General features: G+C 65.6%; 13 protein-coding genes. 4 read left to right on the top strand and 9 right to left on the bottom strand.

Going from position 1 to position 13,467, the window contains the following annotated elements:
* From fliO to fliR, 4 genes are all read left to right on the top strand, one after another.
* Nucleotides 1–409 (top strand): flagellar biosynthetic protein FliO (gene fliO, locus F3J20_RS28615; protein WP_167285531.1); only part of this gene is annotated, 409 nt, incomplete at its 5' end.
* 149 nt (nucleotides 410–558) lie between these two features.
* Nucleotides 559–1,314: a flagellar type III secretion system pore protein FliP gene (fliP, locus tag F3J20_RS28610; protein ID WP_167047369.1), complete on the top strand. Its 756-nt coding sequence runs from the start codon at nucleotides 559–561 to the stop codon at nucleotides 1,312–1,314.
* A 70-nt stretch (nucleotides 1,315–1,384) separates the two neighbouring features.
* Nucleotides 1,385–1,654, top strand: coding sequence for a flagellar biosynthesis protein FliQ (gene fliQ / locus F3J20_RS28605; RefSeq protein WP_167047366.1), 270 nt, complete (start codon nucleotides 1,385–1,387; stop codon nucleotides 1,652–1,654).
* A 10-nt stretch (nucleotides 1,655–1,664) separates the two neighbouring features.
* Entirely contained in the window at nucleotides 1,665–2,447 is a 783-nt protein-coding gene (gene fliR / locus F3J20_RS28600; RefSeq protein ID WP_167285530.1) for a flagellar biosynthetic protein FliR, read from the top strand.
* 121 nt (nucleotides 2,448–2,568) lie between these two features.
* Here the strand turns inward: fliR and flgL are convergent, their stop codons facing one another.
* The 9 genes from flgL to F3J20_RS28555 form a co-directional block, all read right to left on the bottom strand.
* Nucleotides 2,569–3,795 (bottom strand): flagellar hook-associated protein FlgL, encoded by a 1,227-nt coding sequence (gene flgL / locus F3J20_RS28595; RefSeq protein WP_167285529.1) that lies wholly within the window; start codon nucleotides 3,793–3,795, stop codon nucleotides 2,569–2,571.
* A gap of 11 nt (nucleotides 3,796–3,806) precedes the next feature.
* Nucleotides 3,807–5,801, bottom strand: a complete 1,995-nt coding sequence (gene flgK, locus F3J20_RS28590) for a flagellar hook-associated protein FlgK (RefSeq protein WP_167285528.1) — start codon at nucleotides 5,799–5,801, stop codon at nucleotides 3,807–3,809.
* A gap of 247 nt (nucleotides 5,802–6,048) precedes the next feature.
* Nucleotides 6,049–6,822: a flagellar brake protein gene (locus F3J20_RS28585; protein WP_205193236.1), complete on the bottom strand. Its 774-nt coding sequence runs from the start codon at nucleotides 6,820–6,822 to the stop codon at nucleotides 6,049–6,051.
* A gap of 464 nt (nucleotides 6,823–7,286) precedes the next feature.
* Nucleotides 7,287–8,300, bottom strand: a complete 1,014-nt coding sequence (gene flgJ / locus F3J20_RS28580) for a flagellar assembly peptidoglycan hydrolase FlgJ (RefSeq protein WP_167285527.1) — start codon at nucleotides 8,298–8,300, stop codon at nucleotides 7,287–7,289.
* 12 nt (nucleotides 8,301–8,312) lie between these two features.
* The gene (locus F3J20_RS28575; RefSeq protein ID WP_167047625.1) at nucleotides 8,313–9,491 is read right to left on the bottom strand and encodes a flagellar basal body P-ring protein FlgI; all 1,179 of its coding nucleotides are present in this window, start codon (nucleotides 9,489–9,491) and stop codon (nucleotides 8,313–8,315) included.
* A gap of 80 nt (nucleotides 9,492–9,571) precedes the next feature.
* Complete coding sequence (gene flgH / locus F3J20_RS28570) at nucleotides 9,572–10,270, bottom strand: flagellar basal body L-ring protein FlgH (RefSeq protein WP_167285526.1); 699 nt, start codon at nucleotides 10,268–10,270, stop codon at nucleotides 9,572–9,574.
* A 29-nt stretch (nucleotides 10,271–10,299) separates the two neighbouring features.
* On the bottom strand, nucleotides 10,300–11,088 hold the full coding sequence (flgG, locus tag F3J20_RS28565; protein WP_167047348.1) for a flagellar basal-body rod protein FlgG: 789 nt from the start codon (nucleotides 11,086–11,088) through the stop codon (nucleotides 10,300–10,302).
* Nucleotides 11,089–11,141: 53 nt separating this feature from the next.
* Complete coding sequence (gene flgF / locus F3J20_RS28560) at nucleotides 11,142–11,900, bottom strand: flagellar basal-body rod protein FlgF (protein WP_167047345.1); 759 nt, start codon at nucleotides 11,898–11,900, stop codon at nucleotides 11,142–11,144.
* Nucleotides 11,901–11,917: 17 nt separating this feature from the next.
* Nucleotides 11,918–13,429 (bottom strand): flagellar hook protein FlgE, encoded by a 1,512-nt coding sequence (locus tag F3J20_RS28555; protein ID WP_167285525.1) that lies wholly within the window; start codon nucleotides 13,427–13,429, stop codon nucleotides 11,918–11,920.
* Nucleotides 13,430–13,467: the final 38 nt, after the last annotated feature.

Raw genomic sequence — 13,467 nt, 5'->3', positions numbered from 1 at the left:
CGCGGGCAGCGCGGTGCCCGCGCTCGGCGTCGGTGCGCTGCTGCAAACCTTCGTCGGACTCGCGGTCGTGATCGCGCTCGTGTTCGGCTGCGCGTGGCTCGCGCGGCGCTTCGGCCTGCAAACGGGCCAGCGCGGCGGGCTCGTGAAAACCATCGGCGGTGCGTCGCTCGGCGGCAAGGAGCGCGTCGCGGTCGTCGAGATCGGCGATACGTGGCTCGTGCTTGGCGCCGCGCCCGGCAACGTGCGTCTGCTGTATACGATGCCGGCCGGTTCGGTTGCCGATGCCCTGGCCGCCTCGCACACGCCGCATGCCGGCAATCTTCCCGGCACCTTTGGTCAACGCTTTCGCGACGCCCTGAAAGGCGAAGTGGGCAAACGTTTCAACGCGCAAGGCGGCGGGGATCGGTAATGCAGGTCAGTTTCAGGCAAGCGGGTTTTCAGGCTTCACGTCCAGCGCATGAGGCGTATAAGGCGCAGGCCGCGCATAAGGCGCATGAAGCACGCGCAACGCGCCATGACGCGTCCGCCGCTGCATCGCGTGCCGCGTCGCCGCGCCGCATGAGGTCGTGGTGGCCGTTGCTGCCGCTCGCACTCGCGGCGCTGCTATTCGCGCTGCCGACGCTGTCGTTCGCGCAAACCGCCGGCCTGCCGGCCTTCACGACGAGCCCCGGCCCGAACGGCGGCACGACCTACTCGCTGAGCGTGCAGACGATGCTGCTGCTCACGATGCTGTCGTTCCTGCCCGCCATGCTGCTGATGATGACGAGCTTCACGCGCATCGTGATCGTGCTGTCGCTGCTGCGCCAGGCGCTCGGCACGACGACCACGCCGCCGAACCAGGTGCTCGTCGGACTCGCGCTGTTCCTGACGCTGTTCGTCATGTCGCCGGTGCTCGACAAGGCCTATAACGAAGGCTACAAGCCGTTCTCCGAAGGCACGATCACGATGGATCAGGCGGTCTCGCGCGGCGTCGCGCCGTTCAAGACCTTCATGCTGCGGCAGACCCGCGAGAGCGATCTCGCCCTCTTCGCGCGCATCTCGCACGCGGCGCCGATGCAGGGCCCCGAAGACGTGCCGCTGTCGCTGCTGGTGCCCGCGTTCGTCACGAGCGAGCTGAAGACCGGTTTCACGATCGGCTTCACGATCTTCATTCCGTTCCTCATCATCGACATGGTGGTGGCGAGCGTGCTGATGTCGATGGGCATGATGATGGTCTCGCCCGCGACGATCTCGCTGCCGTTCAAGCTGATGCTGTTCGTGCTCGTCGACGGCTGGCAACTGCTGCTCGGCTCGCTCGCACAGAGTTTCGTCTGATGCCGGCCGTGCTTCCGTTCGCCGTTTGGTTCGCTTTCCCGTTCGCTCCACCGATCCCCAGGCACTCACGATGACACCCGAAGCAGTCATGACATTGGCCCACGGGGCCATGTACGTCGGCCTCGTGCTCGCGGCGCCGCTGTTGCTCGTCGCGCTCGTCGTCGGCCTGCTCGTGAGCCTGTTCCAGGCGGCCACGCAGATCAACGAGAGCACGCTGTCGTTCATTCCGAAGCTGCTCGCGATCGTGGTCACGCTCGTGATCGCCGGACCGTGGATGCTCACGACGATGCTCGACTATCTGCGCCACACGCTCAGCAGCATTCCGACGCTCGTCAACTGAGCGTGCCGCCATGTTCACGGTCACCTACGCCCAACTGAACGTCTGGTTGACCGCGTTCCTGTGGCCGTTCGCGCGCATCGCCGCGCTCGTCGCGACCGCGCCGATCTTCAGCAACGTATCCATGCCGACGCGCGTGAAGATCGGCCTCGCCGCGTTCACGACGATCATCGTCGCGCCGACCGTCGGCGCGCTGCCGCAGGTCACGGTGTTCTCCGCAGCCGGCGTGTGGATTCTCGTCAACCAGTTCCTGATCGGCATCGCGCTCGGCGTAACGATGCAGATCGTGTTCCAGGCGATCGACGCGACCGGCTACTTCATCGGCCTCGGCATGGGCCTCGGCTTCGCGACCTTCTTCGACCAGCAGGCGACCGGCTCCGGCGTCGTGATCTCGCGCTACATGACGACGATCGCCACGCTCGTGTTTCTCGCCGTCGACGGTCATCTGCAGGTGATCGCCGCGCTCGTGACGACGTTCCAGTCGGTGCCGGTGTCGGCCAACCTGCTCGCGCCGCACGGCTGGCAGACGCTCGCGAACTGGGGCGGCTCGATCTTCTCGGCGGGGCTGCTGCTCGCGCTGCCGGTCGTCGTCGCGCTGCTGATCGCCAACCTCGCGCTCGGCATTCTCAATCGCGCGGCGCCGCAGATCGGCGTGTTCCAGATCGGCTTTCCGCTCACGATGCTGGTCGGCCTGCTGCTCGTGCAGTTGATGCTGCCGAACATGATCCCGTTCTTCGTGCGGCTGTTCGACAGCGGCATCGACGAAATGGGACGGGTCGCGGCGGGACTGAAGTAAAGACGCGGCTTCGATGCCGCAAGCGCGCTGGACGTGATGGATGCGCAGGACGCGCCGGATAAAAAAAACCGGCTTGCGCCGGTTTTCCTGTCTCTGCCGCATCCCGCTATCGCGTAGCGAATCAGTTGTTGATGTACTGGAACAGCGACATGTTCTGGATCTGCACGAACGCCTGCTGCGATGCCTGCAACGCGGCTTGCGTCAGCGTGTACTTGCTGATTGTCGAGACCATGTCGGTCGAGGTCAGATCCGACAGGCTGCTTTGCGTCTGCAGCGTGTTGGTCTGCGTGACCGCTTGCAGCGCCTGCACTTCCTGCTCGCGGCCGCCGACCGACGCCTGCACCGCCGTCACGTTGCCGATCGTGTTGGCAAGCTGGGACAGGCCCGTGTTCAGCGCATTCTGCAGATTCGCCGTGGCCGCCGTGCTGCCCGTCACCGGCTGCTGGAGCGCGGCGATCATCGCGTTCAGGTTGGCGAATACGTCGGTGCCCGCCTGGTTGGCCGGCTGGACCGTGAAGCTGTCGCCGGCGGCCGGCGTGCCCGTGATCGCCACCGTCTGACCGCCCATCGCGATGTCGGCGCCCTCGGTGTAGGTTTGCGGCGTGCCGACCGCACCCGTGGTGGTGTCGGTGATCGTGTAGGCCAGCGTCGCGCCGCTGCCGCTGAACGCAATCTGGTACGCGTCCGCATTCCCCGCGTTGGTCGGATCGTTCACCGTCACCGCGCCGGCCACGCCCGTGCCGGTGTTGGCCGGATTGCCGGCCGCGATCGGCTCCGCATTGGTCGAGCCGACGCCCATGAACACGGCCATCCCGTTGTCGCCGGTTGCCACCTGGGTGTTGCCGGTGACCTGCATGGTGCGCGTGCCGTCGTCGCCCGCATAAACGACCGCGCCGCTCGCATCGGTCGTGAACGCCTGGGTGGCGCTCTGAAACCCCGAGAACAGCGAATTGCCCGAGCTGTCGGTCGCATTGGCGTAGGTCAGCAACTGGTTGCGCAGGCTCGTCAGTTGCGTCGCGATGGCGGTGCGGTCGGCGTCGTTCAGCGAGCCGTTGCTCGCCCTGATGCCGAGCGTGTTGATGCTGTTCAGCGTGCTGAGCACGCCGCCGAGCGTCGAGTCCTCGGCCTGCAGCGACGAAAGCGCCGCGTTCTGGTTCGTCGTGTATTGCGACAGCGCGGTCGCCGTCGAGCTGAGCTGCACGGCCTGGGCCGCGCCGAGCGGATTGTCGGCGGGCGAGGTCAGGCTCGAACCGCTCGAGATTTCCTGATAGATCTGCGACAACTGAGCCTGCTGGTTGCTCATTGTCTCCACGTTCATGCTGAAGTACTGCGCGCTGGAAATACGCATGGTTCGACGCCTTACGAGAAGATGCCAAGCAATGTCTGGAACAGCGTCTGCGCGGTCTGGATAACCTTGCTGTTGGCCTGATAGAGCTGCTGGTACTGAAGCAGGTTCGCTGCTTCCTCATTGATGTTGACGCCCGATACCGACTGCTGCGCCGACGTGATCTGCGTGACGAGCGAGCTTTGCGCGGTCGCCGAGGTCTGGATCTGCGAAGCCTGGTTGCCGATGCCGTTGACGTAGTTCGCGTACGCGTCGGTCAGCGTCGAGGTGCCGCCCGCGAGCGATTGCGCAGTGGTCAGGTTCGACAGCAGTTGCGCGTTGCGGCCGTCGTTGCTCGCGCCGGTATTGGGCCCGATCGTGAACGAGTCGCCGTCCGAGGGCGTGCCGCTGATCGTCACCGTCACGTTGTTCATGCTGCCCGCGGCGGTCGAATTGCTCGGGTTCGTGATCGTGAGCGTCGCGCCCGTGCCCGGCGAGTACGGCACCGCGGTCGTCGCCGAGGTGATCGCGTACGACGTCGAGGGCGGGCCGGCAACCGTCACCGTCGAATTCAGCGGGAAGCCGGTGAGGCCCGTGCCCGCGGTATACGTGAGCGTCGTCTTGCTGGTCGGCGCGCTGTAGCCGGCCGTCACCGAGCCCTGCGTGATCGTCGCGCTGCCGGTGTTCGACGAGGCGGCCGAGGCGAGCACCGGCGCCGCCGCCGCGATCGCCTGGGGCGACGTGGTGGCGAGCGCGAAGCCATTGAGCGCGCCGCGCGTCGGCTCGATCGAGAACGAGTCGCCGGCCTTCATCGTGCCGGTGGCCGAGAATTGCAGGCCGCCGATCGGCTTCGTGAGGTCCGCCGCCGAACCGACGATACTGCCGGTTTCGTTGTCGGTCAGCGTATAGGTGCTGCCGTCGTACGAGAGCGTGTAGTCGCTCGTGGTCGGCTGGGTCGCATCGGCGAACGACACGCCGAGCGTCGCGTTGCCGGTGTTCTGCGCATTCGCGTAGACGGTCGGCGCGCCGACCGTGAACAGCGCGCCGCCCGCCGTGCCGTTCAGCGTGATGCCGAGTTCGTTCTGCGCGTTCACCTGCGCGGCGAAACTGGTCGCGATCGCGCCGAGCTGCGCTTCGGCCGGATCGAGCGTCTGCGAACGGAATTGCAGCAGGCCGCCGAGCGTGCCGCCCGACACCTTGGCGTCGGGAAGCGTCTGCGGCGTCGGCACCGGTTTCGCGCCGGCCTGGCCGAGGTACTGGACCGACAGCTCGCTCGGGTCGCTCGCCGAGGTCGCGGTGCCGAGATTGAAGCTGTTGCCGGCCGACACGAGTGGCTGGCCGTTCGACATCAACACGCTGTAGCTGCCGTTGCTGTCCTGCACGACCGACACGCCGATCAGTTGCGACAGGTTCGATACCGCTTCGTCGCGCTGATCGAGCAACTGGTTCGGCGGCTGGCCCTGGCTGCTCGCCTGGGTGATCTGCGTGTTGAGCGCGGCGATCTGCGCGGTGTAGGTGTTGATCTGCGTGACGGCGTTGCTCAGTTGCGTGTTGACGCTCGCACGCAGCTGGTCGTATTGCGCGCCCGCCGCGTTGATCTGGTTCGCGAGCGTCTGCGCGTCGCTAACCGCGGTTTGCCGCGTGGAAATGCTCGACGCATTGTTGGCAATGTTCTGCAGGCCGGTGAAATATCCGGTGATGGCGCTCGCGATCCCCGCTGTCGGGCTGCCGACCAGGTTGTTCAACTGCGAGATCATCGTGTTGTACGCGCTGAGCGCGCTACTCGACGACTGCGCGTTGTTCAGCTCCGTCGCCAGATACTGGCTGTACTGGCGCTGCACGGTGTCGGTGGAGACGCCCATCGGCAGATAGCCGGAGCCCGTGTAGCTGCCGCCGACTTCCGAATAGACCGGCGTTTCGAGCGAGTAGCCGGGCGTCGACGAGTTGCTGATGTTCTCGCCGGTCGTCGTCAAACCCCACTGGGCGGCATTGAGTCCGCTGAGGCCGATATTGAAGAGATTGCTGGACATGCGTCATCCTGAAGGGCGGCACCGCAGACCTGCCGCCACGTTGCTGGAACATCCTCTTTAACGGCCCGTCGCGCGAAAAATTGAGGGCCGTTCCGCTTCGTGCGACGCTTTCTTTCGCGTCGTTGCAACGTTTGCGCGTCGAGCCGGAGAAACGCGCGCCGTGCGGTGTGCACGGTGCGCGTTGCGTTCGGCTCGCTTCGTTCGGCTCGCTTCGTTTGGCGCGTTTCGTCCGGTACGTCGTGCCGGGCTAGCGCACCAGCGAGCGGCGCTTCATTTCGAGCTGCGTGATGAGCCGCTGCAGCGTGTTTTCCGCGCTGCCGGGCAGCGTCAGAAAGCGGAAGCCGAGCTGGTAGCGCTGCGTGCCGTTCGGCAGCGCAATCGAGCGATGCGACACGAGCTGCAGATCGAGCGATAGACGGCCGAGCGCGCCGAGCGCGAGTTCGCAGTCCATCAGGCGCGTGCCCATCGGCAATTCGGCGACGCGCTCGTCGGTCGTGCGCATACCGAGGCCGCCGAGCGACAGGTCGTGCACCTCGAAGCGGAACGTGTCGCCGCCGGGAAAGCGTCCGCTACACACGTAGGGGTCGAGAATCGGCGCGTTGACGCGGAAGTATTCGCGGCGCTGCACGTAGAACAGCACCTCGGGAAAATCGGCCTCGAACGCGGGCAGTCCCTCGAAGCGCGTCTCGCGCGGCGTCGCGGTCACGAACTCGACACGCACGCCGTCCGGCGCGGCGTGGAACTTGCAGCGCGGCGCGGCGAGCAGCCCCTTGTTCTGTTCGGAGAGCGCGCCCCAATCGAAAGTGAAGGTGCGCTCGCGCACGTCGACGTCGAGCAGGCGAGTGACGAGCTGCCCGCCCGCGTATTCGACGGTGAGGAAATCGCCGCGATTGACGAGATTGCGCAACTGCACGCCGATCTCGAGCGGATTGCGGCGGCCGAAATCGGGAACGCTTTCGTCTTGCGGGTCGTGCGGCTGGCCGTGTGTGTCGATCTGGCTATTCGACTGGTTCATATCCATGAGCTTGCCGGTATGCATGTTCTGGCGGGCACGCGCCAACGGTTCTTTCGACCCGAAGGTCTTTAGCGCCGCCGCGGCCCGCGCGTTCGACCGGAATGACAGCGATTTTCCGGTATCGGGTCTAACTCGTTAGCGGCAGCACCCAGCCAAAATTTAGGGCACTTTTATTAAAAATTTGCTGCAAATTCGCCGCAAACGTTAAAACTCGATCCGCCCCTTTCCCCATGCTTTTTCACGCCGGCTGTTTAGCGCCGCTTCGATTGCCGCGCCTTTATGCATATGCCTTTACGTGCGAGCGCGTTACGCATGCTCTTTCACCTTGCCCGCCTACTGCCTGAACCGCTTCAACGCTCATGTACCGCGTACCGCCTCACAGCTTATTCTCGCGGATCGGCCAGCCGCCTTCCGGCAGCCGGCCTTCTTCCGTCTTATATGCACCTGGCCCCGTCGCGTGCATTCTTTAATCAGCCCATTTTCTGCATGATCGACAACAGCTTTTTCGCGTAATGCGGGTCGGTTGCATAACCGGCGCGCTGCATGCCGTTCGCGAAACCGTTCACGTCATGCGACGAATTGATCACCTGCGCATAGCGCGGATTGTTCTTCAGCAGGCTCGCGTAGTCGGTCATCGCTTCCTCGTACGAGTCGTACGCGCGGAATTTTTCGACGCTGCGCTGCGGCTTGCCGTTCACGTATTCTGTCGTCACCGTCGAGACGGTCTTGCCGGTCCAGTCCGGCGTCGCCTTGATGCCGAACACGTTGTGGCTCGTCGAGCCATCGGCTTTCCTGATCTCGCTCTTGCCCCAACCCGTTTCGAGCGCCGCCTGCCCGACGATGAAGCGCGCCGGAATGCCGGTCGCCGCGCTCGCGGCCTGCGCCGGCGCGGCGAGCTTGTCGACGAACGCATCGACTTTCGGCGAGCTGCCGTCGCCGCGCAACGGCGGCGTCAACGAACTATTGCCCGAGTAGCCGTGGCCGAGCGCGAGCTGGCCGTTCGCCTGCGCATTGCCGTAGGCGCGCGCGAGCGCGTTGAGCGCGGCGGTTTGACCTTCGTCGCCGCCGCTGCCGCCGCCGAGCGCGTTCGCCATGCCGGCGAGACCGCCAGCGGCACCGGCGCCGCCCACGCCACCCGAGCCGCCCACCTGCATGCCCTGGTTGCGCATCAACTGCTTGAGCATCGCGTCGGCGACGCCGATGCCCTTCTTCGACAACTGCTGCGCCAACTGCTGATCCATCATCGACGTGAAGGTCGCCGAATCGTGCGAATCGAACGGGCCGTCCTGCGGCGTCGCATCGCGCATGCTTTTGAGCATCATCTGCGTGAAGACCGCGTCGAACTGCTGCGCGGCCATCTTCATGCCGGCTTGCGGCGAAGCCTTGGCCTGCGCGCTCAGTGCGCCGAAGCCCTGTACGTCGAGCGCGAAGCGGCTGCTGAGGTCGTTCGCGGAGTTGACGCTATTGGTCGGATTCGAATTCATCTGCTGTCTTCCCTAGATGATTTCCAGATCGGCGCGCAACGCACCCGCCGCCTTCATGGCCTGCAGGATCGACATCAGATCCGCGGGCGTCGCGCCGAGCGCGTTGAGCGCCTTCACGACTTCGGCGAGGTTCGCGCCGGCGTTCACGAGCTTCAGCGAGCCGTTGTCCTGCTTCATCTGGATCTGCGACTGCTGCGCGACCACGGTGCGGCCGTTCGAGAACGCGCCGGGCTGGCTCACGACCGGCTGCGTGTTGATGACCACCGACAGATTGCCGTGCGCGACCGCGCAGCTCTGCAGCGTGACCATCTGGTTCATCACGATCGAGCCGGTGCGCGCATTGAGGATCACCTTCGCGGCCGCCTGGGCCGGGTGCACGTCGAGGTTCTGCAACTGCGCCATGAACGAGACCTGCTGTTGCGGATCGCCCGGCGCGCGCAACTGGATCGTGCGGCCGTCGAGCGCGGTCGCGGTGCCGCTACCGAACGCGTTGTCGATCGCGGCGACGACGCGCTGCGTCGTGTCGTAGTCCATGTCGTTCATATCGAGCTGCATCGTGCCGGCCTGCGACACCGCGGTCGGCACCGCGCGCTCGACGATCGCGCCGGCCGCGATGCGGCCCGCCGCGAGCTGGTTGACCTGCACCTTGCTGCCGTTCGCGCTCGCGCCCGCGCCGCCGACCGCGACGTTGCCCTGGCCGAGCGCGTACACCTGGCCGTCGGCGCCCTTCAGCGGCGTGAGCAGCAGCGTGCCGCCGCGCAGGCTCTTCGCGTTGCCGAGCGAAGACACCGTCACGTCGATCGCCTCGCCGGGCCGCGCGAACGGCGGCAGCACCGCGGTCACCATCACCGCAGCGACGTTCTTCAACTGGATGTTCGACAGCGACGACTGCGAGTTGGTCGAGCCCGCCGCCTGGTTGTTGATCGAGATGCCGAGGTTCGCCAGCATGTTGGCGAGCGTCTGCGTCGTGAACGGCGTCTGCGTGGTCTGGTCGCCGGTGCCGTCGAGACCGACCACGAGGCCGTAGCCGATCAGCGGGTTGTCGCGCACGCCCTGAATTTGCGCGAGGTCTTTCAGACGCTCGGCATGCGCGGGCGTCGCGAGCGGCAGCACCGCGCAGGCGAGCGCGAGCGACGACGCCAGCGCGGCGAGCGCGCGGCCGTAGCGCGTGGAGCTCACGAGGCGCGGCAGGTGTGGAAGACGCACGAGGAAAAGACGCACGAAGCGGCGCAGGGAGAACGAGGCGCGAAGGTTCGGAACGGTACGCATGATTACCACGGCGCCACGTTGAGGAAGAAGCGCTGCAGCCAGCCCATGTTCTCCGCTTCGTCGATATAGCCCTTCGCCGAGTACTCGATTTTCGCGTCGGCGACCTGGGTCGAATACACCGCGTTGAGGCTCGAAATCGTGTTCGGATTCACGACGCCGGAGAAGCGCACGAACTCGTTGCCCTGGTTGATGAGCATCTGCTTCTGGCCGCTCACGATCAGGTTGCCGTTCGCCTGCACGCCCGTCACGGTGACGGTAATCGTGCCGTTGAACGTATTCGACGCGTTCGCGCCGCCGGTGCCCGAGAACACGTTCGCGCCGTTCGCGCTCAGGTTGGTCTTGCCAAAGAGGCCGCCGAGAAAGCCCGCGGTCGGCACGGCGAAATTCGTGTTGCCGTTGCGGTTCGCGTTCGCGCCCGACGACTTGGTCGCGTTGATGTTTTCGGCGATCACGATCGTGATGATGTCGCCCACGTTGCGCGGCCGCTGGTCTTCGAACAGCGGGCGGCCCGCGAAACCCGGGTTGTAGATCGAGCCCGGCGCCTGCGCCTGCGGCGGAACCGGCGGCATCGCGGTCATCGGCTGCTGCGTGATCGGCTCCTTGGGCACGAGCCCGCAGCCGCCCAGCGCCGCGAGCAGCGTGAGCTGCACGAGCGCCTGGGCCGTGCGCGAATGCACCGGGGTGCGAGTGAAATCCGACATCGTGATCACCTTGCTTGAATCCCTGCCCCTCAAACCTGCATCTGGCTGAGGGTTTGCAGCATCTGGTCGGAGGTTGTCACGGCCTTGCTGTTGATTTCGTACGCGCGCTGGGTCTGGATCATGTTGACCAGTTCCTGCACGACGTTCACGTTCGACGCTTCGACGTAGCCCTGGTTGAGCGAGCCCGCGCCGTTCAGGCCCGGCTGCGAGACGTTCGGCGCACCCGACGAGGCTGTCTCCGCGAACAGGTTCTCGCCCTTCGCGTCGAGGCCGGCCGGGTTGATGAAGGTCGCGATCTGCATCGAGCCGAGCTGCTGGCTGTTGCTCGAACCGGCCACCGTGATCGACACGACGCCGTCGCTGCCGATCGTGAGCGAAGTGGCGTTGGTCGGGATCGTGATCGCCGGAATCACCTGATAGCCGCTCGACGTGACGAGCTGGCCCTGCGCGTTGGTCTGGAACGAACCGTCGCGCGTGTAGGCGGTCGTGCCGTCGGGCATCTGCACCTGGAAGAAGCCCGCGCCGTTGATGGCGATGTCCTTCGAGTTGCCGGTCTGCTGCAGGTTGCCCTGCGTGTACAGGCGCTCGGTCGCGACCTGCTGCACGCCGGTGCCGAGCTGGATGCCGGACGGCAGTTCGGTCTGCTGCGTCGAGTTCGCGCCGGGCTGGCGGATGGTCTGGTACAGCAGATCCTCGAAGACCGCGCGCGAGCCCTTGAAGCCGTTGGTGCTGACGTTCGCGAGGTTGTTCGAGATCACGTCCATCTGCGCCTGTTGCGCATTCATGCCGGTCGCGGCGATATAGAGTGAGCGGTTCACTTAGGGTTCTCCAATGTTGGAGCGCGCCTCGTCGCGCGCCCCATGGCAATCCGTCAGCTGAAGCTGAGCAGCTGGTTGGCGGACTGATCGTTCTTGTCGGCGTTTTCCAGCAGCTGCGTCTGCATCTGGAACTGGCGCGCGTTGGTGATCATCGAGACCATCGCGCTGACCGGATTCACGTTGCTGCCCTCGAGCGAGGCCGGCGCGAGCGTGACGGTCGGATCGGCGTCGGCGGGATTGCCGTCGGCGGTGCGAAAGAGGCCGTCGTCGCCGCGCGTGAGCGTCTGCGGATCGGGGTTCACGAGCTTCAGCTGATCGACGGTCACGACCGCGGTCGGCGGATCGCCGGGCGTCAATGCCGACACCGTGCCGTCCTTGCCGATCGTGATCTCCGCGCCCGGCGGCACCGACACCGGCCCGCCGTTGCCGAGCACGACCTGATTGGTCGCGTTCACGAGCTGGCCGTTTTCGTCGATGTGCAGGTTGCCCGCGCGCGTGTAGGCCTCGTTGCCGTCGGCGGTTTGCACCGACAGCCAGCCCGGCCCCTGGATCGCCACGTCGAGCGGATTGCCGGTCTGCTGGATCGGCCCCGGCGTGTAGTCGGCGCCCGGCGTCGACGACAGCACGAACGTGCGGGTCGTGTCGTCGTTGATCGAGCTGCCGTCGCCGAACGACATCGGCACGGCGCGGAAGGTTTCGAGCTGCGCGCGAAAACCCGTGGTCGAGGCGTTCGCGAGGTTGTTCGCGACGATCGCCTGCTGTTCGAGCGCCTGCGTGCTGCCCGACATCGCGGTGTAGATCAGCCGATCCATGATGGGGTCCCGTTGGCTTACAGGTTGATCAGGGTCTGGTCGACGGTCTGCTGGGTCTTGATCGTCTGCGCGTTCGCCTGATAGTTGCGCTGCGCGGTAATCAGGTTCACCAGCTCGCTCGTCAGATCGACGTTCGAGTTCTCGACCGCGCCGCCTTGCAGCACGCCGTGATTGGTCGAGCCCGGCGCGGAAATCTGCGCGACGCCCGAAGCCGCGGTCTGTCCGTACTCGTTGTTGCCGAGATCGACGAGGCCGTTCTGGTTCGAGAAGTTCGCGAGCACGATCTGGCCGAGCGCGGCGGTCTGCCCGTTCGAGTAGTTGCCGGTCAGCGTGCCGTCGGTGCCGACCGTGAAGCTGGTCAGCTGGCCTGCCGCGTAGCCGTCGGTCGAGAGGCTGTTCACGCCGTCCTTGCCGCCGTACTGCGTGGTCGTGCCGAGGTTCAGCGTGATGTTTTGCGGCGTCGACGAACCGTCCGAGGTCGGGATCGACACGTTGAACGCGCCGAGCGTCGTGGTCGGCGTGCCGTCGGGGTTGGCCGTGCTGACGAGCGTGCCCGACGAGTTGAAGTTCGCCGTGCCGACGAGCGTCGCCGCGCCGGTCGAGGTGCCCGCGTACACGTTCCACGTGCCGGCGGACGTCTTCGCGAAATACATGTTGACCGTCTGCGAGCCGCCGAGCGTGTCGTAGGCGGTCGTGCTGGTCGAGTAGTTGTAGGTCGACGCGCTGTTCTGGTTGAACGCGGTCGGATTCGGCGCGACGGTGTAGCTGTCGCCGCTGGCCGGTGCGCCGCTGAACGTGATGCTCTCGCCGTTGCCGAGCGTGATCGCGGTGCCGGCGGTGAAGTCCTGCGAAGCCGAGGTCGTGCCGAGCGTGTGGTCCGTGATCGTGTAGGTCGTCGGGCTCGTGAAGTTGATCGTGTAGTTATCGGTGTTGGTGCCCGCGGCGCCGTTCGTGATCGTCGCGCCGGTCGTGTTGAGCGTGCCGGTGTTGCCCGCGCCGGCCGTCACGGTCGGCGCGCCGAGCATCAGGTCGTCCTGCGCGTTGAGGTTCAGGCCCGCGGTGATCGAGGTGGTCGCCTGCGGCGCGATGTTCGCGGTCGGCACCTTCAGCGGCACGGTCTGCGCGGTGTTGATGATGCCCGAGCTGTTGGCGCCGTAGCCCATCAGCTGGAGCCCCTGCGCGTTCGTGATGTAGCCGTTCTTGTCGAGCTGGAACACGCCGTTGCGCGAATAGGTCAGCGTGCCGTTGCTCGACATCTGGAAGAAACCGTTGCCGTTGATCGCCACGTTCAACGCCTGGTTGGTCGTGGTGATCGTGCCTTGCGAGAACTGCTGCTGCACTTCGGAAAGCTGCGTGCCGATACCGACCTGCTGGTTCACGGCCGTCGCGATCGAATTGGCGTACATGTCGGCGAATTCGGCGGTGCCGCTCTTGAAGCCGACCGTGTTGGCGTTGGCGATGTTGTTGCCGATCACGTCGAGATCGCTCGACGACGCGGACAACCCGCTCAAACCTTGTTGATAACCCATGACGTGCTCCGTATCTGGAAAGTCGTAACTGAATTGAT

The sequence above is a fragment of the Paraburkholderia sp. Cy-641 genome (genome assembly GCF_011752945.1).
GTDB lineage: Bacteria > Pseudomonadota > Gammaproteobacteria > Burkholderiales > Burkholderiaceae > Paraburkholderia.
The sequence above is the reverse complement of the archived record's forward strand: the minus strand, read 5'-3'. Positions and strand labels throughout refer to the sequence as shown.

What these genes read in the sequence shown, in the direction of transcription:
- flgL (WP_167285529.1), bottom strand. Translation starts at nt 3,795, where the DNA reads ATGCGTATTTCCAGCGCGCAGTACTTCAGCATGAACGTGGAGACAATG.
- fliP (WP_167047369.1), top strand. Translation starts at nt 559, where the DNA reads ATGAGGTCGTGGTGGCCGTTGCTGCCGCTCGCACTCGCGGCGCTGCTA.
- F3J20_RS28585 (WP_205193236.1), bottom strand. Translation starts at nt 6,822, where the DNA reads ATGGATATGAACCAGTCGAATAGCCAGATCGACACACACGGCCAGCCG.
- fliR (WP_167285530.1), top strand. Translation starts at nt 1,665, where the DNA reads ATGTTCACGGTCACCTACGCCCAACTGAACGTCTGGTTGACCGCGTTC.
- fliQ (WP_167047366.1), top strand. Translation starts at nt 1,385, where the DNA reads ATGACACCCGAAGCAGTCATGACATTGGCCCACGGGGCCATGTACGTC.
- flgF (WP_167047345.1), bottom strand. Translation starts at nt 11,900, where the DNA reads ATGGATCGGCTGATCTACACCGCGATGTCGGGCAGCACGCAGGCGCTC.
- flgH (WP_167285526.1), bottom strand. Translation starts at nt 10,270, where the DNA reads ATGTCGGATTTCACTCGCACCCCGGTGCATTCGCGCACGGCCCAGGCG.
- flgJ (WP_167285527.1), bottom strand. Translation starts at nt 8,300, where the DNA reads ATGAATTCGAATCCGACCAATAGCGTCAACTCCGCGAACGACCTCAGC.
- F3J20_RS28555 (WP_167285525.1), bottom strand. Translation starts at nt 13,429, where the DNA reads ATGGGTTATCAACAAGGTTTGAGCGGGTTGTCCGCGTCGTCGAGCGAT.
- flgK (WP_167285528.1), bottom strand. Translation starts at nt 5,801, where the DNA reads ATGTCCAGCAATCTCTTCAATATCGGCCTCAGCGGACTCAATGCCGCC.